The organism is Mycolicibacterium llatzerense (assembly GCF_000878195.1).
GTDB classification, from domain to species: domain Bacteria; phylum Actinomycetota; class Actinomycetes; order Mycobacteriales; family Mycobacteriaceae; genus Mycobacterium; species Mycobacterium llatzerense.
Map to the genome: position 1 here is coordinate 28,887 of NZ_JXST01000019.1, position 21,852 is coordinate 50,738.

21 protein-coding genes are annotated in these 21,852 nt (G+C 66.6%); 7 read left to right on the top strand and 14 right to left on the bottom strand.

All coding sequences use genetic code 11. The features are described 5' to 3' along the window. Nucleotides 1-25: 25 nt before the first annotated feature. The 5 genes from TL10_RS14645 to TL10_RS14665 form a co-directional block, all read right to left on the bottom strand. Nucleotides 26-1,231: a lipid-transfer protein gene (locus tag TL10_RS14645; RefSeq protein ID WP_043986166.1), complete on the bottom strand. Its 1,206-nt coding sequence runs from the start codon at nt 1,229-1,231 to the stop codon at nt 26-28. Nucleotides 1,232-1,354: 123 nt separating this feature from the next. Further along, entirely contained in the window at nt 1,355-2,011 is a 657-nt protein-coding gene (locus tag TL10_RS14650) for a TetR/AcrR family transcriptional regulator (RefSeq protein WP_043986205.1), read from the bottom strand. A 104-nt stretch (nt 2,012-2,115) separates the two neighbouring features. After that, nucleotides 2,116-3,651 (bottom strand): aldehyde dehydrogenase family protein, encoded by a 1,536-nt coding sequence (locus TL10_RS14655; protein ID WP_043986167.1) that lies wholly within the window; start codon nt 3,649-3,651, stop codon nt 2,116-2,118. 22 nt (nt 3,652-3,673) lie between these two features. Further along, entirely contained in the window at nt 3,674-4,612 is a 939-nt protein-coding gene (locus TL10_RS14660) for an alpha/beta hydrolase (RefSeq protein ID WP_052506420.1), read from the bottom strand. After that, the gene (locus TL10_RS14665) at nt 4,612-6,114 is read right to left on the bottom strand and encodes a flavin-containing monooxygenase (protein ID WP_043986168.1); all 1,503 of its coding nucleotides are present in this window, start codon (nt 6,112-6,114) and stop codon (nt 4,612-4,614) included. Before TL10_RS14665 ends, TL10_RS14660 begins: the two co-directional genes overlap by 1 nt. Before the next feature lie 262 nt (nt 6,115-6,376). On the opposite strand from TL10_RS14665, the gene TL10_RS14670 reads away from it, so the two are divergent. Further along, entirely contained in the window at nt 6,377-7,258 is an 882-nt protein-coding gene (locus TL10_RS14670) for a short-chain dehydrogenase/reductase (RefSeq protein ID WP_043986169.1), read from the top strand. Nucleotides 7,259-7,281: 23 nt separating this feature from the next. On the opposite strand, the gene TL10_RS14675 is transcribed toward TL10_RS14670, so the two are convergent. Beyond that, complete coding sequence (locus TL10_RS14675) at nt 7,282-8,325, bottom strand: AraC family transcriptional regulator (protein WP_043986170.1); 1,044 nt, start codon at nt 8,323-8,325, stop codon at nt 7,282-7,284. Between the two features lie 73 nt (nt 8,326-8,398). Between TL10_RS14675 and TL10_RS14680 the strand changes: the two genes are divergently transcribed. From TL10_RS14680 to TL10_RS14690, 3 genes are all read left to right on the top strand, one after another. Then, entirely contained in the window at nt 8,399-9,973 is a 1,575-nt protein-coding gene (locus tag TL10_RS14680; RefSeq protein WP_234711451.1) for a flavin-containing monooxygenase, read from the top strand. Between the two features lie 135 nt (nt 9,974-10,108). Then, on the top strand, nt 10,109-11,428 hold the full coding sequence (locus TL10_RS14685) for a cytochrome P450 (RefSeq protein WP_231575544.1): 1,320 nt from the start codon (nt 10,109-10,111) through the stop codon (nt 11,426-11,428). Beyond that, nucleotides 11,425-12,282, top strand: a complete 858-nt coding sequence (locus TL10_RS14690) for an SDR family NAD(P)-dependent oxidoreductase (RefSeq protein WP_043986172.1) — start codon at nt 11,425-11,427, stop codon at nt 12,280-12,282. The genes TL10_RS14685 and TL10_RS14690 overlap by 4 nt, the downstream gene beginning before the upstream one ends. A 27-nt stretch (nt 12,283-12,309) precedes the next feature. On the opposite strand, the gene truB is transcribed toward TL10_RS14690, so the two are convergent. Genes truB through TL10_RS14705 form a run of 3 tightly spaced genes read right to left on the bottom strand, consistent with a single transcriptional unit; the run spans nt 12,310 to nt 14,844 of the window. After that, the gene (gene truB, locus TL10_RS14695; RefSeq protein ID WP_043393731.1) at nt 12,310-13,209 is read right to left on the bottom strand and encodes a tRNA pseudouridine(55) synthase TruB; all 900 of its coding nucleotides are present in this window, start codon (nt 13,207-13,209) and stop codon (nt 12,310-12,312) included. Next, complete coding sequence (gene pptT / locus TL10_RS14700; protein ID WP_043986173.1) at nt 13,206-13,871, bottom strand: 4'-phosphopantetheinyl transferase PptT; 666 nt, start codon at nt 13,869-13,871, stop codon at nt 13,206-13,208. The genes truB and pptT overlap by 4 nt, the downstream gene beginning before the upstream one ends. 31 nt (nt 13,872-13,902) lie before the next feature. Then, entirely contained in the window at nt 13,903-14,844 is a 942-nt protein-coding gene (locus TL10_RS14705) for an ACP phosphodiesterase PptH (RefSeq protein ID WP_043393728.1), read from the bottom strand. Between the two features lie 164 nt (nt 14,845-15,008). On the opposite strand from TL10_RS14705, the gene TL10_RS14710 reads away from it, so the two are divergent. Both TL10_RS14710 and TL10_RS14715 read left to right on the top strand, forming a co-directional pair. After that, nucleotides 15,009-15,590 (top strand): DUF3558 domain-containing protein, encoded by a 582-nt coding sequence (locus TL10_RS14710; RefSeq protein ID WP_043986208.1) that lies wholly within the window; start codon nt 15,009-15,011, stop codon nt 15,588-15,590. A 59-nt stretch (nt 15,591-15,649) separates the two neighbouring features. Continuing rightward, nucleotides 15,650-17,296 (top strand): CocE/NonD family hydrolase, encoded by a 1,647-nt coding sequence (locus tag TL10_RS14715; RefSeq protein WP_043986174.1) that lies wholly within the window; start codon nt 15,650-15,652, stop codon nt 17,294-17,296. Here TL10_RS14715 and TL10_RS14720 read toward each other — a convergent pair. Together TL10_RS14720 and TL10_RS14725 are read right to left on the bottom strand one after the other, a co-directional pair. Continuing rightward, entirely contained in the window at nt 17,285-17,833 is a 549-nt protein-coding gene (locus TL10_RS14720; RefSeq protein WP_043393725.1) for a DUF1802 family protein, read from the bottom strand. The genes TL10_RS14715 and TL10_RS14720 overlap by 12 nt on opposite strands. Further along, complete coding sequence (locus TL10_RS14725) at nt 17,830-18,096, bottom strand: DUF2277 domain-containing protein (RefSeq protein WP_043986209.1); 267 nt, start codon at nt 18,094-18,096, stop codon at nt 17,830-17,832. Before TL10_RS14725 ends, TL10_RS14720 begins: the two co-directional genes overlap by 4 nt. A 71-nt stretch (nt 18,097-18,167) precedes the next feature. Between TL10_RS14725 and TL10_RS14730 the strand changes: the two genes are divergently transcribed. Then, nucleotides 18,168-18,917, top strand: coding sequence for an enoyl-CoA hydratase (locus TL10_RS14730; protein WP_043393984.1), 750 nt, complete (start codon nt 18,168-18,170; stop codon nt 18,915-18,917). 53 nt (nt 18,918-18,970) lie between these two features. Here TL10_RS14730 and TL10_RS14735 read toward each other — a convergent pair whose 3' ends face one another. From TL10_RS14735 to rbfA, 3 genes are all read right to left on the bottom strand, one after another. Then, the gene (locus tag TL10_RS14735) at nt 18,971-20,287 is read right to left on the bottom strand and encodes an MATE family efflux transporter (protein ID WP_043986210.1); all 1,317 of its coding nucleotides are present in this window, start codon (nt 20,285-20,287) and stop codon (nt 18,971-18,973) included. A 97-nt stretch (nt 20,288-20,384) separates the two neighbouring features. After that, nucleotides 20,385-21,386: a DHH family phosphoesterase gene (locus tag TL10_RS14740; RefSeq protein ID WP_043393724.1), complete on the bottom strand. Its 1,002-nt coding sequence runs from the start codon at nt 21,384-21,386 to the stop codon at nt 20,385-20,387. Next, nucleotides 21,361-21,852: a 30S ribosome-binding factor RbfA gene (gene rbfA / locus TL10_RS14745; protein ID WP_043393723.1), complete on the bottom strand. Its 492-nt coding sequence runs from the start codon at nt 21,850-21,852 to the stop codon at nt 21,361-21,363. Before rbfA ends, TL10_RS14740 begins: the two co-directional genes overlap by 26 nt.

Genomic DNA, 21,852 nt, shown 5'->3' on the forward strand with positions numbered 1-21,852 from the left:
GTGTTGTGTTCGTTGATGGTTCGGTTCAGCGTTCGGCGCGCTGGTAGGCGGTGACGACGGCGGCCCCACCCAGGCCGATGTTGTGCTGCAGGGCTGCGGTGACGTTTTCCACCTGACGCTTGTCGGCGGTGCCGCGCAGCTGCCAGGTCAGTTCGGCACATTGCGCCAGGCCGGTCGCGCCCAGTGGATGTCCTTTGGAGATGAGCCCGCCGGACGGGTTGACCACCCAGCGTCCGCCATAGGTGGTGTCGCCGTTGTCGACCAGTTTCGCGGCTTCACCTTCGCCACACAGGCCCAGCGCTTCGTACAACAGCAGCTCGTTGGCGCTGAAGCAGTCGTGCAGCTCGATGACCTGGAAGTCCTCGGCACCGAGTCCCGCCTGTTCGTAAACCTGTTGGGCGGCAGCGACATTCATGTGGTGGCCGATCAGCGCCTTGCAGGTACCGTCGAAGCTGTTCTCGAAGTCGGTGGTCAGCGCCTGCCCGACGATTTCCACCGCCTGACCCGCCAGCCCGTGCTTGTCGACGAACGCCTCGCTCGCCAGGATCGCCGCGCCGGAGCCGTCCGACGTCGGCGAGCACTGCAGCTTGGTCAGCGGGTCGTAGATCATCCGCGCGCCGAGGATGTCGTCCAGGGAGTACTCGTCCTGGAACTGCGCGTACGGATTGTTCACCGAATGCTTGTGGTTCTTGTAGCCGATCTTGGCGAAATGCTCAGTGGTGGAGCCGTATTGCTTCATGTGCTCGCGGCCAGCCGCACCGAACATCCACGGCGCCGGCGGAAAGAGCACCTCGGAGATCTCGGCGAGGGCCATGATGTGCTTGGCCATGGGCTGCTCGCGATCGTCATACGTTGCGCCCAGCGAGCCCGGCTGCATCTTCTCGAAACCGAGCGCGAGCGTGCAGTCCGCCAGGCCACTGCGCACCGCCCGCGCGGCGAGATACAGCGCGGTGGAGCCGGTCGAACAGTTGTTGTTGACGTTGACCACCGGGATGCCGGTCATCCCGAGCTCGTAGACCGCCCGCTGTCCTGACGTCGACTCGCCGTAGACGTAGCCGACGTACGCCTCCTGGACTTCGCGGTAGTCAATCCCGGCATCCTGCAACGCCTTTGAGCCCGACTCGCGGGCCATATCCGGGTAATCCCACGCCGATCCGTCCGCGTTGGTACGAGCGCCGGGCTTCTCGAACTTCGTCATCCCGACGCCGATCACATACACCTTGTTGGGCATGAACCCTCTCTTTCTGTGCGATGCCAGAAACATACCAACCTGTTTGTATCTTAACAAGAGGGTAGCCGAAACCTAGGTCAGCAAGGAGCTATCAATTGCTCGGAACGACCCGAAAAAGACTGGTCAGAAGGAGATTTTGGCGTTAATGGGATTGCCGCCGAGGGCTTCGACAAACATGCCACGAAGCTGCTTACACACCCGGTTCCAGCGCTTCTTGGCCAGTTTCGTATCCCGGTCCACGAAGCTCAACAGGAGAATTCCGCGCAGTGCATCCATGGCGGTGAACGCCAGGTCGCGCAGGTCCTTTTGCGCGCCGCGATCCGGAATCAGTTGCGCCAGTGCGCCGATCAGCGCACCGGTGACGATGGGTTCGACACGCTCGATATGCTCGGCCAGCACCGGGTCGGTGCGTGCGGCCACCCAGAGTTCGAGCGTCGCAACCAGAATCGGCCCCTGGTGTGATTCCCAGAGGTAGTCCAGCATCGTCGACACCGGATCGGGCTTGGCTGCTGTCCGCCCGAGATCGCGGACCGCGGCCTGGACCCGCTGCTCGGCCAGGTGCTCGACCGCCGCCGCCACCAAGTCTTCCTTCGAGCGGAAATGGTGGACCTGGGCCCCGCGTGTGACGCCGGCGATCTCGGCAACCTTCTGCGTCGTCGTTCCGGAGTAACCGTAGGTGACCAGGCATTCGACCGTGGCATCCAACAGACGAGTTCGCATGGCGGCGGTGCGCTCGGCCTGCGTACGCCGCCTGGCCCGCCCGTCCACACCTGCTGTCACCACTGTTGAATGGTACGTCGTGGCGTCGCGAAATCTGTAGACATACCGTTCCAATCGGTATGTAAATGCGTGTCGCCGGCGATACGCCACCGAATCTGGTCCGGTCAACTGAATCGGCGGAGCAGATCGCGGGCACCGAGCAGACGGCCGACGCGGTGCACGATGGCCCCTCGAATCGCGGTGTACGGGTACCAGATGAACTCGCTGGCCGGTTGTACGCGGGCGGACACGATCGCCTGCGGCCGTGCGTATTTGAGCACGGCGTCGGCGCCGTTGCGGCGGCCCAGCCCCGACTGCTTCCAACCGCCCTGCGGCATCGACAGGGTGAACAGGTTGCCGAACACGTCGTTGATGTTGACCGCCCCGGCATCGAGCCGGCGCGCGATCCGTTCCGCCCGGGCTCTGTCGCCGGAGAACACCGTGGCCGACAGTCCGTAGTCCGAGTCGTTGGCCAGCTGGACCGCTTCGTCTTCGTCCCGCACCTTCATCACCGGCAGCGTCGGACCGAACGTCTCCCGCTGCATGCACAGCATGGTGTGATCGACGTCGACCAGGAGCGTGGGCTGGAAGAACGAGGTGCCCTCGATGGGCGCACCACCGACGACGATGGTGGCCCCACGACTGACCGCGTCGTCGACGTGGTCGCACACGATCGCGAGCTGGGCACCGGTGACCAACGGCCCCACGTCATAACGGAATTGCTGATCGTCCTCTCCCACACGCAACGCTTTCAGCTTCTCGACGACGAGACGGAGGAATTCGTCGTACACACCGGCTTCGACGTAGACGCGTTCTACGGAGACGCACATCTGGCCCGAATTGGCCAGCGCGCCCCACACCGCCGCATTGGCCGCGCGGGCCAGGTCGGCGTCATCGAGCACGATCATCGCGTCCTTGCCACCGAGCTCGAGGCCACACGGAATCAGCCGCTCCGCCGCCGCGTGCGCAATGGCCTTGCCGGTTCGCGCCGACCCAGTGAACTGGACGTAGTCGACGTTGTCGACCACTGCCGCCCCGGTCTCGCCCGCACCGATCACGCACTCCAGAACACGGGGTGCCCCAACCGCTGTCCAGCCTTCGATCGCTGCAGCCACCGTCAGTGGGGTGAACTCCGAAGGTTTGACCACGACCGCAGCCCCGGCCAGCAATGCCGGTACCGCATCCAGGAGTGAGAGCCCCAGCGGGAAATTCCACGGCGTGATCACCCCCACGACCGGGTACGGTCGCTGCACCAGGTGCTGACGTTTGGTCGCGGCGATCATTCCGTGGCGCTCTGGCGCGCGGTCCGCGAGCAGCCGGGGCGCGGTCCGTGTGTAGTAGTTGATCGCATCCACGATGTACGGAATCTCGAGGTTGGCCTCGGCCCATGGCTTGCCGGTTTCCCGCTGCAGCATCTGCGCCAGCCGGAACTCGTTGTCCAGCAGCCAATCACGGTATCTCAGCAGGTGCGCGGCCCGTGCCCGCGCCGACAAGTCTGCCCAGCCGGGTTGTGCGACACGTAGTTCTCCGATGACCGCAGCCACCGCGGCGGCGTCCACCTGCGGCACCGAGTCGATGACGTGGCCCGTGGCGGGAGAACAGACGGTGATGACCGGACCCGTCTCGACCGCGAGATCAACTCTCCCGGCCTCGCCCGTCATCGCAATGACTTTCGGACCGAATCTAGGCTTCATTGCGGTATCTCCTGCCGGTGCTGCGCAGCGCTGCGGACAACCTCAGCAGCGCCGCCGCGACATCATCGAGGGCACGGTCCGCCTGCCGCACCAGCCCGGCACCGGAATGGAATCCGTGCGGCATCTTGGCGTGTTCGCGGTAGTGCACGGTGACTCCGGACTGCCGCGCCTTGTCCACGAGCCGCTGTGCTTGACTCAGGAGCGGGTCGTTGCCCGCGGCGTCCACCACCAGCGGGGGCAGACCGGCGAGATCGGCGAGCAGCGGTGACGCCGCCAGATGCGCCCGGTCGTCGACATCCGCATAGGCCTCGGCGAAGCGTTGCATCAGCCGGGGTGTCAAGAACGGTTCGTAACGCACCCGCGTCAGCCTCGACATCGCGGACAGGGTCAAATCGATTCCCGGGCACAACAATCCGATCGCGGCCGGCACGGGCAGTCCCCGTTGGACCGCGGCGACACCGAGTGCCATCGACAGTCCCCCACCTGCGGAATCACCGGCGACGAAGATCTGGTCGGCGCGCCACCCACCGTCCAGCAGTGCCAGGTACGCCGCAAGGGAATCGTCGAAGGCGGCCGGAAACCGATGCTCCGGCGCCAGCCGGTAGTCGGGGACATAGGTGACCGCGTTGAGCGCGAGGGCGAGTCGCCCGGCGAGCGCCCGGTGGCTGCGCGGTGACCCCACCGTGTAGCCGCCGCCGTGCAGGTACAGCAGGACCCGGTCGACGGGTTGTTCAGGAGTCAGCATCTCGGTAGGGACGCCACCGAGCTCGGTCTGGCGGACGGTCAGCCCGTCTGGCGCCCCGGGCCAGGTGAACGCCAGGTCGAGCGCGCGCCGCTGCACCCGCCACGGCATGAAGGGCAAGAAGACCAACCGACCCAACGGGAACGCGAGCGACCGGACGGCCAGAGGTGGGACATGAATCGACATCAGTGGGACACCTTTCGCGCGCTCACCGCGCGCCGGGATCGAAGGTCGTAGTCGTCCAGGGTTGGCGGCTCACCCAGCCGCGCGCGGTAACGCGCGGGCGTCCACGGCCACAGTTCGGGCAGCCCGTCGGTGCCGAGATACCAACTGGTGCAACCGGTTGTCCAGACGGTGCCCGGCATCGCCGCGCGCATCTGCGCGTTGAACTCGTCGGTGGCGGCTTGTGTCGGTGCGACCGAGTCGAATTGGCCGTCGCGCCAGCGGTCGATCCAGCCGGCAATGTGGTTCGCCTGGATCTCGGCAATGGCGGTCAGTGAATAGTTGCCGACCGGACTGTGTGGCCCCATCAGCATGAACAGGTTCGGAAACCCCGGCATGGCGACGGTCAGGTGCGCTCGTGGCCCATCTGCCCACGCCTCGTCGACGGTGACACCGTCGCGGCCGATCAGCTGCATCGGACGCATGAAGGCGTGCGCGTCGAAACCCGTCGCCAAGGCGATCACATCAACCTCGTGCAGCACCCCATCGGCGGTGACGATGCCCCGGGACTCGACGTGATCGATGCCGTCGGTCACGAGGGCGACGTTGTCGCGTTGCATGGCACGGTAGAAGCCGGACGAGATGACCAAGCGGCGGCACATCGGTGCATAGTCGGGGGTGAGCCGGCGCCGCAATTCCAGATCACGCACCGTACGCAGATTGGCCTTGCATATCTGGCTGATCAGGGTGCGCTGCCATCCGGGACGCACGAGGGCATGTGCCAGGAATTCGAAGACGTCCCGATAGCCGTGATACGCGAAGCGCCCCAGCAGCGGCAGTCGCTTTCGCACCCGATCGGTCGCCGCCCAGTAGGGCGGGTTCGGCACCGGAGCCACCCACTGGGCGCTGCGCTGAAACAGCGTGAGTTGCTGCACCTCGGACGCGAGCCCGCAGACGATCTGCACGCCGGTCGACCCGGTACCGATCACGGCGACCCGTTTGCCTGCCGTCGCCACCCCGTGATCCCAGCGGGCCGAATGCATCACCGCACCGCCAAAATCGCTGATGCCCTTGATATTCGGATACCGAGGTACCCGCAGGACGCCGGCCGCCGAAATCAGGAAGTCGACCACCTGCTCATCGCCGGCCGCCGTACGGATCCGCCACTTGTCGTCACCGAAGATGGCCTCGACGATTTCGGTGCCGAACCGGATTCGGTCACGCAGACCGTAGTCGTCGGCGATCTTCGTGAAATAGTGCTGAATCTCGGCGCCCGGGGAGAAGAAGTGACTCCAGGCCGGGTTGGTGGCGAAGGTGTATTGGTAGAACCGCGACGGCACGTCACAGCTCAGCCCGGGATAGGTGTTGTCCCGCCAGGTGCCACCAACATCGGACGCCTTCTCGTACAGGGTGATGTCATCAATTCCGGCCTGGCGCAACGTGATCGCCATGCACATGCCGGACATCCCTGCCCCGATGATCGCGACCGAAGGCATGCGTCTACCGCTGTGACGAACGCTAGTCATACCCGCAACGCTATGGGCCGACGAGTCGCCACGGAATGCGTGAATCAGTCAGCTATTTGATAGAACCGGACACAGTTGGCCAGCGCGCCGGCACTCCCCTACCGTCGGCCCAGCCGGCTCGGCGGGTGCCCCCACCACCCACCGCCGTGCAATCCCAGCTCGCACCATCGCGCGCAGCTGCGACCGCCATGCGTCTGAAATTGTCAAATAGTGGTCCGGTTCCCACATTCCGTGATGACCCGCGCCTTCATAGTTTTGGAGCATGAACCTCCCCTGGCCGCGCCGCGCTCATCGATGGGACCTCACCGACAAGGTCGTGGCGATCACCGGCGCCGCAGCGGGTATCGGCGAAGCCACCGCCCGACTGCTGGTCAATGAGGGCGCACAGGTCGCGCTGATCGACCGCGATGAAACTGCCCTGCGCAGGGTCGCCGCATCGCTGGACGGTAGCGCGGTGCCGTTCGTCGCCGACGTCACTGACGCGAGTGCCCTCGACCAGGCCATGGCACAGGTGATCGAGCGACTGGGCGGCATCGACGTGGTGGTCGCCAACGCCGGAATCGTCGGTCCAGTAAAGACATTCGCGGCGATGACAGCCGAGGAGTTCGATCGGGTGATCGAGGTGAACGTCCGCGGTGTGGCGCACACTGTCCGCGCCGCGTTGCCGTCGATCCTCGAGCGAAAAGGCTATGCGCTCGTCATCGCGTCTGCCGCCGCCGCGATTCCCACCCCGACCATCTCGGCATACGGGGTGAGCAAGGCCGGCGTAGAAGCCCTCGGCCGGTCACTGCGAATGGAAATCACCGAGACCGGAGCCACCGCCGGCGTCGCCTACTTCGGCTTGATCGACACCGGAATGGTGCGCAACGACCTGTTGGGCGGCACCGGCCTCGAGGCAGTCATGGCCCCACTGCCCAAATGGTTCAGCGAGCCGGCACCGGTGGACGCCGCGGCCCGCGCCATCGTGGACGGAATCAAGCGCCGCGCCCGCCAGATCTATGCGCCGCGCTATCTGCCGCTGCTGCTGGCGTTACGAACCACGATCGCGCTGGCCGAACCGATCATGGCGCGCAGCACCCAACTGCGAGCGGCGATTCGCCAGGCGAACGTCACCGAACGGCATGACGTAGAAACTCGAAATTGATTGATGCCCAGCAGAAGTCACCGTCAAGACCGGGCCCGGCGGTGTCTGCTCGGCGCTTCGCCGGTCCAGCGGATGAAGGCCCGAGTGAACGCCGCCGTCTCTGAGTAGCCGAGTTGGCGCGCGGTTTCCTCGACGGTGAGACCTGACGACAGGAAGGCCGAGGCGAGCGTCACGCGGACCTCGTCGACCAACTGCCGGTAGCTGGTGTGTTCGGCCGTGAGCCGTCGGTGCAGCGTTCGTTCCGTGACGCAGAACTCCTCGGCGATCGCCATCATCGAGGGCAGTTGCCCTGGATCCCGAACAAGCCGGTTGCGCACCTGTGCGGCCAGCCCGCGGCGTTGACGACGGGCTTCCAACAGGTCTTCACACTGCTGAGCGCAGACCGCTGCGGTGGCGGCATCGGCCGCCGGCATCGGAAGAGCCAGGACGGCGGCGGGAATGCTCAGTGCTGTGGTCGCCGCCGCGCTGTCGAGTTCTATGGCGACCCGCATGAATTCCAAGCGTTCGATGGGTAACTCGATGCCAGGCAATTCGATCCGCACGGCCACTTCCGACGGCAACTGCGCCACCAGCAGCGGCGCCAGATTGGTGATGGCGAACATGTCGCGTTCCAGCATGAACCCGCGGACGTCGCCGGGGACATGGCTGTTGTCGAACTCGATGACGGCACCATCGGCGGTGTCATGCCGGATCAGCCGCAGAAACGTGGATGACAGCGTCGCGTACCGACAGGCAATATTGACGGCGTCGCCCATGGTCGGACTGGCCAGCAGCGCGTACCCCAGAATGCCCATGTTCGCGAAGTTGTACTGCAAGCCCACCATCTGGGCGAATTCATGCGGATCATCCACGCGCGCAAGGATGTTGCGGACGATGGCCAGTTCCTGGCCGGCTTGGATCTCTGTCGCATTGTCCGCGATGTCGGCGGCGGTGAGGCCGGTGTCCGACAGGCACTCAGCCGTCGCGATATCGAGTATTCGGGCCGCCTCCAGCAGGTGGCGACTGGTCGCCACCGGCCTCGGAATATCCCAGTCCGCATCCTCGCGGTGCACTTGGTCAACCGCCATGTGTCCGAAGGTATCAAATTGCCGTCCGTAGGCGTCATTACCCCGGGTACCAGATACCCATACCGTCAGACGTATGCCAGTGGATACCCCAAACCTCGAAGCGGACGAGATCAGCTGTCCCCAAACGGATCCGACGAAGCCGATGACCGAGCACCGTCATATCGTCATCGTCGGAGCCGGTTTCGGCGGCATCGGGCTGGTGATCAAACTCCGGGAGGCGGGTTTCGACGACATCCTGGTGCTGGAGCGCGCCGACGATGTCGGCGGGACCTGGCAGCACAACAACTACCCGGGCTGTGCCTGCGACGTGCCGTCACACCTGTACTCGTTCTCGTTCGAGCCCAAACCGAACTGGTCACGCATCTACGGTCGGCGCGACGAGATCCTCGACTATGCCCGCTCGGTCGCGACCCGCCACGACGTTTCCCGCGATGTTCGCTTCGGATGCGAGATGCTCAGTGCCCATTGGGATGACGTTCAGTGCCGGTGGCAGCTCCAGACGACGTCGGGGCCGTTGTCGGCCGATATTCTGATCAGCGCGGTGGGTCCGTTCGGCCGCCCGAGCACGCCCAACTTCCCCGGTTTGAACCGCTTCGCCGGCAAGATCATGCACAGCTTCGAGTGGGACCACGCCTACGACCTGTCGGGCAAGCGGGTCGCGATCATCGGCACCGGCGCCTCGGCAGTCCAGATCATTCCCGAGATCCAGCCGGTGGTCTCCGAGCTGCGAGTGTTCCAGCGCACCCCCTGCTGGATCATGCCCCGTTTCGATTGGCGCACCTCTGCCACCGAACATCGGCTGGCTGGAATTCCATTTCTCCGCAAGAGTGTTCGGGCTCTGCAGTACCTGCTCTACGAGAGCTACGGCACGTTCAACTTCGTCGACAACCGCTTTGCGTACGCGTTCGAGACGGTCGCCCGCACCTACTTGAGGATCCAGGTCGCCGACGCCGCCGTGCGCCGAAAACTCACGCCCACGTACCGGATCGGGTGCAAACGCGCGGCCGTCAGCTCGACCTACCTACCGAGCTTCAACCGACCTAATGTCGAATTGGTGACCGACAGCATCCGGGAAATCCAGCCCGGCGGCATCGTCACGGCCGACGGCATCACGCACCAGGTCGACGTCATCGTCCTGGCCACCGGATTCACGCTGCGGCACCGGATGGCCGACGACATCGTCGGTCAAAACGGGCGCACCCTCGCCGCCGCGTACGACGGCCGGCCGGAGGGCTATCTCGGTACGGCGGTATCGGGCTTCCCCAATCTGCTGTTCACCTCGGGTCCCTTCGGCGGCGCGGCGAATCAATCGTTCATCTACATGCTGGAATCGCAGTTCGGCTTCATCGTCGACGCGCTGACCCGGATGCGCCGCGACGGGATCGCCACCATCGACGTGAAACCGCAAGCGCAGCAAGACTTTGTGGCCGACGCCGAACGGCGCAGCGCGGGCACCATCTGGCTCAACGGAGGCTGCTCCGGCTACTACACCACCGCCGACGGCAAGCACAACGCCGGTCTGTGGCCGGACTGGAGCTTCAACTATCGCCGCCGCACCAAGACATTCAAACCGGCCGACTTCGACCTGGAATTCCGATCCGATGCTCCGGCTTCTGCCATGGCCGCAACACACCCGAAAGGCGCCTGACCGATGACGACCGCGCGACTCCACAATTCGGGACTTCCGAGTCCGTCGACGCTTCCCCAACCAAAAACGTTGCCACTCAGCGATGCACCCCGGTTCCTTCGATCCGCACGCCAGGACATGGTGCCCGCCTTGTCCATGCTGTTCGACGCGGTCGGGTCCCCGGCCAGGCTCGCCGTGCCGGGGATCGTCGACCTCGTCTTGGTCGACCGGCCCGAGGACGTCGAGCAGATATTCCTGCGCAAGCAAGACGTTTACGTCAAGGGCGAGGAATACGACGTCCCCGCCCTCGGCCTGCGTCGCGGCCTGGTGACCAGCCGCGGCGAACGCTGGAAGCGCGACCGCGGCATGCTGAACCCGCTGTTCGCCCGCCGACACCTGGAGCCTTTCGCCACCACGATGGTGAACTGCGCCGACGCGATGCTGGACCAATGGTCGACCCGCGCCGACGGAACGCGGATCGAGGTGGCCCACGAAATGATGGTCGTGACAATGCAAATCGCCGCCGAGACCATGTTCGGCACAGAACTGTCCGACGCCGACGTCGCTCTGTTCGGCGAAGGGATCGCCGAAGTGCTCACCGACATGCTGCTGGTCGGGAACTCACCAGTCACCTGGATCCTGCAGGCGCTGCCCGGTATCAGCATGCGGAACGCAGCTGCCCTGCACTGGCGCGCCCGCCGGATCGCGCGCCGAATCCGCGAGGCGGACAACATGATCACCAAGATCATCGAAGCGCGTCGCGCCACGACTGACCCTGGCACCGATTTCCTCGGCCTGCTCCTGTCGGCGCGCGACGAATCCACCGGGCACAAACTCACGCGAGCCGAACTGCTGGAGCAGTCCCTGACCTTCCTGGGGGCCGGCCACGAGACCACCGCCACCGCGATGGCCTGGTTCTGGCACCTGATGTCGCAGAACCCGGAGGCCCGCGACCAGATGTTCGATGAAGTGGACACCGTCCTGCACGGCGGTGTGCCCACATTCGACGACGTCGACCGGCTGCCGTGGACCAAAGCGTGCTTCTCCGAAGCCATGCGCATTCATCCGCCCGTCTACCTGTCGATGCGCAGGGCCACTGCCGACGACGATCTGAACGGCTACTACATCAAGAAGGGCACCATCCTCATCGTGCTGACCCACCGGCTACACCGCAATCCGGACGTCTGGCCCGAGCCAGAGCGGTTCGACCCCACCCGATTCCTGCCGGGCGCCGGGACCGACCGGCCGAAAGCCGCCTATGTGCCGTTCGGTGGTGGCCGGCGCATCTGCATCGGCTCGCAGTTCGCGATGATGGAGGGCACCTTGATCGCCGCCCGGACCAGTCAGCGGTTCGTTCTGGACACACTGCCGGACCACCGAGTCGTTGAGGAGGGATTCACCACATTGCGCCCAAAGGGCGGTCTGCCCATGGTGATTCGGCGCCGGACGGACGTGGCGGCGGGGGCAACCGCATGACGCGCATCGCGGTGACCGGACGCACGGCGGTGATCAGCGGCGCTGGTTCGGGTATCGGCCGGGCGTTGGCCGTGCGCCTGTCGCGCGCGGGATGCCCAGTGGCACTGACGGATTGGAATCCCGACGGCCTCACCGAGACGCAGGCTCAACTGACCGGACCCTGCGTGACCCAAGTGTTGGACGTGCGGGACCGTGACGCGCAGCTGGCCTGGGCACAGAAGGTGATGGCATGGGCGCCGGCGCCAGTGGGTGTCGTCGTCAACAATGCGGGTGTCGTGGTCTCCCAGCTCGCCGCCGACGCGGTGTACGACGATGACGCCTGGCTCATGGACATCAACTTCTGGGGCGTCGTGCACGGGTGCCGCGCGTTCCTGCCGCACCTGATCGACCAGGGGTCCGGCGTCGTCGTCAACCTGTCGAGCATTCTCGGATTGCTGGCCTTCCCCACCCAAACCGCTTATTGCGCATCAAAATTCGCGGTCCGGGGCTACACCGAAGCACTGCGGCACGAGCTGCACGGAACCGGGGTGCATGCGGTGACGGTGCACCCCGGCGGGATCGACACCCCGATCACCAGGGCGGGGCGGGTGCGTGTTGATGCCCTCGGCAACACCGACCCGGAGTTGTTCCACCGCAACTTCACCACGCTCGCCCGGACCTCACCGGAACTGGCGGCCGCGACCATTCAGCGGGGTGTCGAACGTGGCCGCGCACGCATCCTGATCGGGCCCGACGCCCACCTGATGAACGCGCTGGCCACGATGCTGCCGGTGCACTACTTCGACCTTGTCCGTCCCGCGATGCCGATTGCGCGCCGGGTGCTCAACGCGGTGGCCAACCGCTCACCGGCGTAGACGGCGTCGGCCCGGGCAGTGCCGCCGCTACAACGTGGCCGGACGCAGCACCACGACGCTGCTGGTGCGTTTGGGCCCGTCCTCCAACAGCGCGATCACGCGCCCATCGGCAGCGGTCGCGGCGTAGGTGCCGTCGATGCCGGCCGGCGCGAGAGCCCGGCCATGGCGCGTGTCCTCGGTCTCGGCGTCGGTCAGGTCCCTGCGCGGGAACCCCAGCAGGCAAGCCGCATCCAGCGAGTAGCTCAGTTCGGCGGCGTCGGTCAGCTGCTCCAACGTCCGCGCCTCGTCCAGCCCGTAGCGGCCAACCTTGGTGCGCCGTAACGCCGTCAAGTGCCCACCGACACCGAGCGTCGCACCGACGTCACGGGCCAGCGCCCGAATGTAGGTGCCCGACGAGCAGTCCACGGTCACGTCGACATCGACGAATTCCTCGACGCGCCGCACCGCGTCAACAGTGAACCGAGAGATCCGCACCCGGCGCGCCGCCAGTTCCGGCGCCTTACCTTCGCGCACCAGCTTGTACGCCCGCTCGCCGTCGACCTTGATGGCACTGACCGCCGACGGCACCTGGTCAATCTCGCCGCGCAACGCCGCCACGGCGTCCTCGATCTGCTCGTCGGTCACCTGGGCAGCGGAAACCGTCTGCAACACTTCACCTTCGGCGTCTTCGGTCGACGTAGTCTGACCGAGCCGGATGGTCGCGATGTACGTCTTGTCGGTGGCCGTCAGCAGACCCAGGATCTTGGTAGCCCGCTCGATGCCCACCACCAGCACACCGGTGGCCATGGGATCGAGTGTGCCGGCGTGCCCGACCTTGCGGGTGCCGAACAGCCGCCGGCACCGGCCGACGACGTCGTGGCTCGTCATCCCGGCGGGCTTGTCGACGATCACCAGACCGGGTGGTGGGGCGGGCTTCGACGCCTTCACAGCGAGATCGCCGTCAGCACAAGCCCGTTGGACACGGTGAAACGCCCCGGCAGTTCGATCAGCGGTGGCCCGGACTCGGCCACCGGGTCGATCAAGATCCTCGACAGGAACGTGCCCGAACTGCCCGTCGAATCCAGCGTGAAGGTGATGTGCGCGTCCTCGAATCCCAGCCACCGGTGCGTCAGCGGGAACCACGCCTTGTACGTCGCTTCCTTGGCGCAGAACAGGATTCGGTCCCAGTGCAGGTCACCCTCCAGCGTCCCGATGGCGCTCTGCTCTTCCGGCAGTGCCACAGCGCCGAGCACGCCCTTGGGCAGCACGCCGTGCGGTTCGGCGTCGATACCGACCGACCGCACCTGCGTGGACCGCGCCACCACCGCTCCGCGGAAGCCCTCGCAGTGCGTCAGGCTGCCGACGATCCCGTCAGGCCAGCACGGTTCGCCCTTCTCGCCCTTGAGGATCGGGACCGGGCCCACATCGAGTTTGCCCAATGCCTCACGGGCGCAGTGCCGGACGGTGATGAACTCGTTGCGGCGCTTGGCCACCGACCGGGCGATCAGCGGCTCCTCTTCGGGCAACGGCACGAGATCGATGGCATCGGAATACCTTTCGGCGGTAGCCACCACGTCGGGCAGCACCTGCGTCAGCAGGGCGTCGCTCACTGTGCCGCCTCGTTCTTCGCGCAAGCGCTCATCACAGTCGCCTCGAATTGATTCGGTCCTGCATCTTCTGCGCGTGCTCCCGCATTTCCTGGGTGATCTCGAAGTGGCCACCGAAGTCGTTGAGGTAGCCAGGTGGGTACTGGGGATCCGGCAGGATTTGGCGCATCCACCGGTAGGGCTTGCGGCGCCGCCACTCTCGCGGGTAACCGACGGAGACTTCCTCGAACCGCACCCCGTCGTAATAGGTGGTGCGCGGGATGTGCAGGTGGCCGTACACCGAGCAGATGGCGTTGTAGCGAGTGTGCCAGTCCTTGGTCGCGGTGGTGCCGCACCACAGCGAGAACTCCGGATAGAACATGGCGTCGCACGGTTCGCGCACCAGCGGGAAGTGGTTGACCAGAACCGTCGACTCCATCCAGTCCAGGTCGTCGAGCTTCTTACGGGTGATGTTCAGCCGGTCCCGGCACCAAGCGTCCCGAGTGGCGTAGGGCTCGCTCGAGAGCAGGAACTCGTCGGTGCCGACGACGTTGCGTTCCTTGGCCAGCGCCAGGCCCTCGGCCTTGGTCGCGGTGCCGGCCGGCAGGAAGCTGTAGTCGTACAGCAGGAACATCGGCACGATCGTCGCCGCGCCGCCCGGGCCGGTCCACACCGGGAACGGGTGCTCGGGGGTGACGATGCCCATCTGGTCACACATGTCGACCAGGTAGTCGTAACGGGACTTCCCGAAGATCTGCATCGGATCCCTGGCGGTGGTCCACAGTTCGTGGTTGCCCGGCACCCAGATGACCTTGGCGAAGCGCTTGCGCAGCAGGTCCAGCGACCACCGGATGTCGTCTGTGCGCTCGGCGACGTCGCCGGCGACGATCAACCAATCGTCCGGCGACGCCGGGTGCAGCGATTCGGTGACCGGCTTGTTTCCGGTGTGCCCGATGTGCAGGTCACTGATTGCCCAAAGGGTCGGCTGGGTCGACACAAAAATCCAGGGTACTTGGGTGGTAGCAACCCCCGTTGTCGTGCCAACCGTCCCGCGCAGTGGGAGAAACTAGAACAGGTTCTCCCATCCTGTCCGGTGTGACCCAGGCGACTTGTAGACTCCCCGCAGTATTGCTCGGAGTTAAGAGGGGTGTCATGGCAGCGATGGCCAGAAAACTGCGTCTGGTGTCAGCGCTGTGTGCGCTCGCGACAGCAGGCGTGGTGGTCACACAGACCAACCCCGTGACGCCCACCGGCGGCGACGCCGTCGAGCTGCGCTCCACTTCCGCCCCGATGAGCGTGACCAGCAGCATCAAATCGCCCATCATCTCCACCACGAACCCGAGCCCGTTCGATCCGTGCGATCAGATCCCGCTCGACGCCATCAACGCCATGGGACTTGGCTTCACCCCGCCCGACCATGAAGACGGCCTGCGTTGCCACTACGACGCCGGCAACTACCAGATGGCAGTCGAGCCCATTGTCTGGCGGACGTACGAGCAGACGCTGCCGGCCGACGCCGTCGAGCTGAACATCGGCGGACATCGTGCCGCGCAGTACTGGATCATGAAGCCCACCGACTGGAATGACCGCTGGTGGGTGACCTGCATGATCACCTTCAAGACCAGCTACGGCCTGATCAACCAGTCGATGTTCTACTCGCCGATCGAGTCGCCGGACCGGCCGGACTGCCTGCAGACCAACCTGCAGCGCGCCAACCAGCTGGTGCCGTTCTACAAGTTCTGATTTCGGGTCGCGCCTGAGCTCGAGGACGGCGCACGACGGTACGGATCGGTACCATCCGAATGGTGAGCTCCCGAATCGCCCGTCTTGGCTCCCGGTTGCTGAGCCGCGTCCTCGACGTCCCGCCTCCGACGACGGACTACACCGTCAGCCGCGTCATCACCCCGATGCGTGACGGCGTCGACCTCGTCGGCAGCCACTTCGCCCCCACCGGTGTCGCCAAGGGCACCCTGCTGGTGCGGTGCCCCTACGGCCGCGGCTTCCCGTTCGGCCAGGTATTCGGCGCGACGTACGCCCGCCGCGGCTACCACGTACTGCTACAGAGCGTGCGCGGCACGTTCGGCTCCGGCGGCGACTTCGAACCGATGGTCAACGAGATCGCCGACGCCGTGGACACCGCCGCCTGGCTGCGGGACCAGCCGTGGTTCACTGGGTCGTTCGCGACGATGGGGTTGTCGTACCTGGGCTTCACCCAGTGGGCGCTGCTCACCGATCCCCCGCCTGAGCTGAAGGCCGCGATCATCACCGTCGGCCCCCATGACTTCGCCGAGTCAACCTGGGGCACAGGCGCATTCACGCTCGACAACTTCCTGGGCTGGAGCGACATGATGGCCCACCAGGAAGACGCGCGGTTGGCCGTCGGGGTCCGGCAATTCCGGGCACCGCGCCTGGTCGCCCGCACCCACGGCCAGGCGCCGGCCGGCGCCGCCGGACGTCAGCTGCTGGGTTCCGGAGCGACCTGGTACGAATCGTGGCTGAGCCACCCCGACGGCACCGATCCGTTCTGGGAGAACATGGCCCTCGCCGACACCCTCGACAAGGTCGACGTGCCGGTGCTGCTGATCGGCGGCTGGCAGGACCTGTTCCTCGAGCAGACCCTGGCACAGTTTCAGCACCTGCACCAGCGTGGCGTGCCCACCGCGGTCACCATCGGGTCATGGACCCACAGCCAGGTGATGACCCGCGGTGGCGCCATGGTGCTGCGCGAATCATTGGCCTGGCTCGACACCCATCTGACCGAGAAAACCCCCGCCCCTGAACGCCCCGCGGTACGGGTCGAGGTCAACGGGCAGGGCTGGCTGGCCATGCCGGACTGGCCACCGGTCGCCACCGAACTCGAGTTGTACCTGCAACCCGCGCATCGCCTCGGTGCCACCGCGCCCGCCGACACCGCGCCGCCGTCGCGATTCACGTTCGATCCCGCCGCGCCGACCCCGACGCTCGGCGGCCGGCTGCTGTCGTCGGCCGCGGGCTATCAGGAGGATTCCGCGCTGAGCCGGCGGCCCGACGTCGTCGACTTCACCGGTGAACCACTGGCCGAGGACCTGTACGTGATCGGCAACCCGGTCATCGAACTGGCGCTGTCGTGCGACAACCCGAACCGGGATATCTTCGTCCGGCTCAGTGAGGTCGACGCGCAGGGCAAGTCCCGCAACGTCAGCGACGGATTCCGCAGGCTCACAACACCTTTGGGTGAGCCCGAGACACTGCGACTCGAGCTCGACGCCGTCGCGCACCGGATCCCGGCCGGGTGCCGGCTGCGGGTGGTGGTCGCGGGCGGTTGCCACCCCAGGTACGACCGCAACCTCGGCACCGGCGAGCCAGTCGTCTCCGGCGAGCGCATGGTCCCGGCGACCCACACGGTGCATCACGGCGCGGGCGGAGTGTCCCGGCTGCTGCTGCCGAAGGTGGCGCTGTCAGCCGACTGAGTCACGCACCCGTTGCGCGATGGCGGCCAGCGCCGCGTCGTCGTACACCGGCGGGCCCCACTCTGGCGTGATGGGCACGTCCACCCAGCTGCGGCAGCCCGCGTAGTCGGGGGTGCGAGGCAACCGAATCGGCGCCACAAGGGCTTTCGCCTGCACCACCAGCACCGTCAGCCGGTGCCGGGGCCGGAAATCGAGCCGGTCGTTCTGCACGGATTCAGCAGTCCAGATGTGCAGATCGGCGATGGCGTCCAGGTGCTCCGGGCGCTCTACTGCCACGGCGGCAACGACTTTCGCGCCGCCGCGCAGCAGGATGTCGGTCTCGGTGCTGTCCCCCGCCGCCCGGTCCAGCAGGTCGCTGAACTCGGGCCGAACCCGTGCCGCGTGGCTGTGCTCGACCGTCGGGAAGAACACGAACTCCGGCGCCGATACCTCGAATCGTTTCTCCCCGATGCCGCCCTTGCGCAGCAGTACCGTCTGGCGGCCGTCGAGCAGGGCCTGCACCGCCGCGCCCCACTCCTTGAGCGCGGGCGAATTCACTTGGCGGCCAACCTCCCTTGCACCTCGGGCCGCCGCAGCGGCGGCACCGTCTTCGGTGGCTGTCGACGGGCCGGCAGCTGGCTCAGCAGTTTCTCGGTGACGGCCGTGACCTCGGCGACCGCCGCTTCGAAGGCGTCGACGTTGGCGGCGGTGGGTCGGGTGATCCCGCTGACCTTGCGGATGTACTGACGCGCGGCAGCCTCGATCTCCTCGGCCGTGGCGGCCGGTTCCAGGCCACGCAGTTCGGTGATGTTGCGGCACATGGCCTCCACGATAGGCCCGTTCGGGCCGCAAGTTACGGTGTCGGTGGGTGACCGCCAAGCAAGGAGCCAACGTGACCGACGTTCTACTCATCGACACCACCGACCGGGTACGCACCCTGACGCTGAACCGGCCCAAGTCCCGGAACGCGCTGTCGTACGAGCTGCGCGATGCCTTCTACGGCGCGCTGCGCCAGGCCGAGGCCGATCCGGACGTCGACGTGGTGATCCTGACCGGCGCGGATCCGGTGTTCTGTGCCGGCCTCGACCTCAAGGAGCTCGGCGAGGGCGCGGACCTGCCGGACATCTCGCCGAAGTGGCCGAACATGACCAAGCCCGTGATCGGCGCCATCAACGGCGCCGCGGTCACCGGTGGGCTGGAGCTGGCCCTGTACTGCGACATCCTGATCGCCTCGGAGAACGCCAAATTCGCCGACACCCACGCCCGCGTCGGGCTGCTGCCGACCTGGGGTCTGAGTGTGCGACTGCCGCAGAAGGCCGGCATCGGACTGGCCCGCCGGATGAGCCTGACCGGCGACTACCTGTCGGCCGCCGAAGCGCTGCGGGCCGGGCTCGTCACCGAGGTGGTGCCGCACGACGAGCTGCTCCCGACCGCGCGCCGCGTCGCGGCCTCGATCGTCGGCAACAACCAGAACGCTGTGCGCGCGCTGCTGGATTCGTACCACCGCATCGACGGCTCGCAGACCGACGCCGGGCTGTGGATCGAAGCCGCGTCGGCCCGCAAGTGGATGGACTCCTCCAGCGGCAACGACATCGCCGCCAACCGCGACGCCGTCATGCAGCGCGGCCGCACTCAGGTCTGAACCGCCGAACGTGAAGTAGATCGCGAAGAATCTCAAGATCCTCGCGATCTACTTCACGTTGGGCCGGACTCGTACAGCCAACGGCCGGACAGGGCACGCCAGCCGACGAACACCAGCCGCAGCAGCAGGAAGGTGCTCAGCCCGGACCAGATGCCGGCCAGACCCCAGCCGAAGGCCAGCGACAACCAGATCAACGGCAGGAAGCCGACGAGCCCGCTGATCAGCGTGGCGTTGCGCATGAACTTCGCGTCGCCGGCGCCCAGCAGCACCCCGTCGAGCGCGAAAACGATACCGGCGATGGGCAATTGGGCCACCATGAACCACCAGGGAACGCCGATCTGAGCCCGCACGGCGTGGTCGGCGGTGAACACTGCGGGCAGCACGCCGGAGCCCAGCGCGAACACCGCGGCCAGCACCGCCGCGGCGGCTGCCGAATACACCGTCACACGCCACGCCACCGTCTTGGCGTGACCCGGCTCCCCCGCCCCGAGAGCCGCGCCGACCAGCGACTGTGCCGCGATCGCCAACGAATCCAATACCAGCGCAAGGAAATTCCACAGCTGCAGCACCACCTGATGAGCGGCGACGGCCGCCGCACCGAACCGGGCCGCAACCGCACCGGCGGACAGGAAGCACACCTGGAAGGCCAGGGACCGCAGCACGAGATCGCGACCCATGGTCAGTTGAGCGCGCAGCACGTCGGGCCGTAGCCGCAGCGAAACCCGTTCGGACAGCAGCGCATACCCGAACAACGCCGCGGCGATCCACTGCCCGATCAGGTTCGCCACCGCCGAGCCCGTCAGGCCGAGCCGCGGAAACCCGAGCCGTCCGAAGACCAAAAGCGGGCATAGCACCGCTGAAATACCCACGCCGACAAGCACATACCGCAGTGGACGGACCGTGTCCTGCACGCCGCGCAGCCAGCCGTTGCCGGCCAAGGAAACGAGGATGGCCGGCACCGCGAGGATCGCGATGCGCAACCACGGCAATGCCGTTTCGGCGATGCCGCCACCGGAGCCGGCGATGGCCGTCAGCAATACCGGTGCCAGCGCCTCCACCACAACCACGATGAGCGTGCCGAGGGCCAGCGCCAGCCACGTCGCCTGCACGCCCTCCCCGACCGCACCGGCCCGGTCACCGGCACCGAAGCTGCGCGCCGACCGCGACGTCGTGCCGTACGACAGGAAAGTCAGCTGCGAACCGACCAGGCTCAGGATCAACCCGCCCACGGCCAGGCCGGCCAGCGGCAGCGCGCCCAACCGGCCCACCACGGCCGTGTCCAGCAGGAGATAGATCGGCTCGGCGGCAAGCACCCCGAGCGCGGGAAAGGCCAGCCCCGCGATGCGCCGACCGGTGACCCCGGTGGTCATGACGCGCACACCCGTCGGCCGCGAGCGGCCTCAAAATGCACGCCAAACACGGCGTGTCGCCGTACAAACACGGCCGCTCGCGGGGAGGGGGAAAGCACTAACTCAGCGCGGCGATGAGGGCCGCCACGACGTCGTCGGCGCTACCGGTCGGTGAGTAGCCCGCCGCGAACCGGTGGCCGCCGCCGCCGAACGAACTGGCCAGCACCGACACGTCGACCTCGGTCTTGGCACGCAGGGACACCGACCAGCCGCCGGGCTCGATCTCTTTGAGCACCGCGGCGACCTCGGCCTCGGATGTGGTCCGCACGATGTCGACGATGCTCTCGACCTCTTCGGGCCGCGCCGCAGCCCATTCCTGGTGCGGCACAATGGCATACACCAGACCCTTGCCGCCGGCGGCCTCAGGCACCAGGCATGCCGTCGACAACACCCGGGACAACATGGGCAGCCACGAATACGGATGGGTGTCCAGGAGCGCACGACTGATCGCGGCGTTGTCGACGCCGATATCGAGCAGTCGCGCCGCGAGCCGGTACGCACGGGCACTGGCCCAGCGGAACGAACCCGTGTCGGTGGTCAGCCCGGCGTACAGGCAGTGCGCCACCGGCAGCTCGATCGGCTTGCCCCAGGCATCCAGCAGCTCAGCCACCAGCATGGTGGTCGAATCTGCTGACGGGTCAACGTAATTCGCGGAGCCGAACAGCCGGTTCGAGGCGTGGTGATCGATCACCAGCACCTGCCGCCCGGGATCAGCCAGCTTGGCCAACGACCCCAGCCGGTTCACACTCGGGATGTCGACGGTGACCACCAGGTCGGCATCGGGACGCATCTGGTCCGGCGGCACCAGCAGGTGCCCGCCGGGCAGAGTTTGCAACGAGTCCGGCACCGCCGCGGGTGCGGCGAAGCCGACCTGCACGTCTTTGCCACATTCGTTGAGGACCAATGCGAGCGCGAGGCCCGCCCCGATGGTGTCGGCGTCGGGGTACACGTGGGCGACCACGCTGACGCTGTCGACCGCACCGAGTAGATCGGCCGCACCGCGCGCGTCAACCCGCGCGCCCTGCGGCCGAATCTCAGTCGTCGGTTCGATCGCCGTCACCCTGATCCCTGAGGCCCTCGGATTCGTCGATGCTCTCTCCCACCACACGGTACGGATCGGCGTCACCGGCGTGCGTGGCACCCTCGCGGATCCGCGCCACATCCTCGTCAGCGGCACGGGCCCGGGCCAGCAGCTCCTCCATTTTCAGAGCAGCATCGGGCACGGTGTCGCGCTCGAAAGTCAGTGTCGGGGTGAAGCGAACTCCGGTCCCCGCACCGACTCTCGTGCGCAACGCACCCTTGGCCTTCTCCAGGGCAGCCGCGACGCCGGCATAGTCCGGCTCCTCGTCGAGGCTGGTCCCGATGACGGTGTAGTACAACGTGGCGTCGTGCAGATCACCGGTCATCTTGGCATCGGTGATCGTCACGCCGTCGAGCCGCGGATCCTTGATCTCGTACTCGATCGCCGAAGCGACGATCGTCGAGATGCGCTTGGCCAATCGCTTGGCGCGTGCTGGATCGGCCAT

What these genes read in the sequence shown, in the direction of transcription:
- TL10_RS14680 (WP_234711451.1), top strand. Translation starts at nt 8,399, where the DNA reads ATGCCAGTGGATACCCCAAACCTCGAAGCGGACGAGATCAGCTGTCCC.
- rbfA (WP_043393723.1), bottom strand. Translation starts at nt 21,852, where the DNA reads ATGGCCGATCCAGCACGCGCCAAGCGATTGGCCAAGCGCATCTCGACG.
- TL10_RS14660 (WP_052506420.1), bottom strand. Translation starts at nt 4,612, where the DNA reads ATGTCGATTCATGTCCCACCTCTGGCCGTCCGGTCGCTCGCGTTCCCG.
- TL10_RS14655 (WP_043986167.1), bottom strand. Translation starts at nt 3,651, where the DNA reads ATGACGGGCGAGGCCGGGAGAGTTGATCTCGCGGTCGAGACGGGTCCG.
- TL10_RS14665 (WP_043986168.1), bottom strand. Translation starts at nt 6,114, where the DNA reads ATGACTAGCGTTCGTCACAGCGGTAGACGCATGCCTTCGGTCGCGATC.
- TL10_RS14710 (WP_043986208.1), top strand. Translation starts at nt 15,009, where the DNA reads ATGGCCAGAAAACTGCGTCTGGTGTCAGCGCTGTGTGCGCTCGCGACA.
- TL10_RS14735 (WP_043986210.1), bottom strand. Translation starts at nt 20,287, where the DNA reads ATGACCACCGGGGTCACCGGTCGGCGCATCGCGGGGCTGGCCTTTCCC.
- TL10_RS14675 (WP_043986170.1), bottom strand. Translation starts at nt 8,325, where the DNA reads ATGGCGGTTGACCAAGTGCACCGCGAGGATGCGGACTGGGATATTCCG.
- TL10_RS14685 (WP_231575544.1), top strand. Translation starts at nt 10,109, where the DNA reads ATGCTGTTCGACGCGGTCGGGTCCCCGGCCAGGCTCGCCGTGCCGGGG.
- TL10_RS14645 (WP_043986166.1), bottom strand. Translation starts at nt 1,231, where the DNA reads ATGCCCAACAAGGTGTATGTGATCGGCGTCGGGATGACGAAGTTCGAG.
- TL10_RS14725 (WP_043986209.1), bottom strand. Translation starts at nt 18,096, where the DNA reads ATGTGCCGCAACATCACCGAACTGCGTGGCCTGGAACCGGCCGCCACG.
- TL10_RS14670 (WP_043986169.1), top strand. Translation starts at nt 6,377, where the DNA reads ATGAACCTCCCCTGGCCGCGCCGCGCTCATCGATGGGACCTCACCGAC.
- TL10_RS14715 (WP_043986174.1), top strand. Translation starts at nt 15,650, where the DNA reads ATGGTGAGCTCCCGAATCGCCCGTCTTGGCTCCCGGTTGCTGAGCCGC.
- TL10_RS14690 (WP_043986172.1), top strand. Translation starts at nt 11,425, where the DNA reads ATGACGCGCATCGCGGTGACCGGACGCACGGCGGTGATCAGCGGCGCT.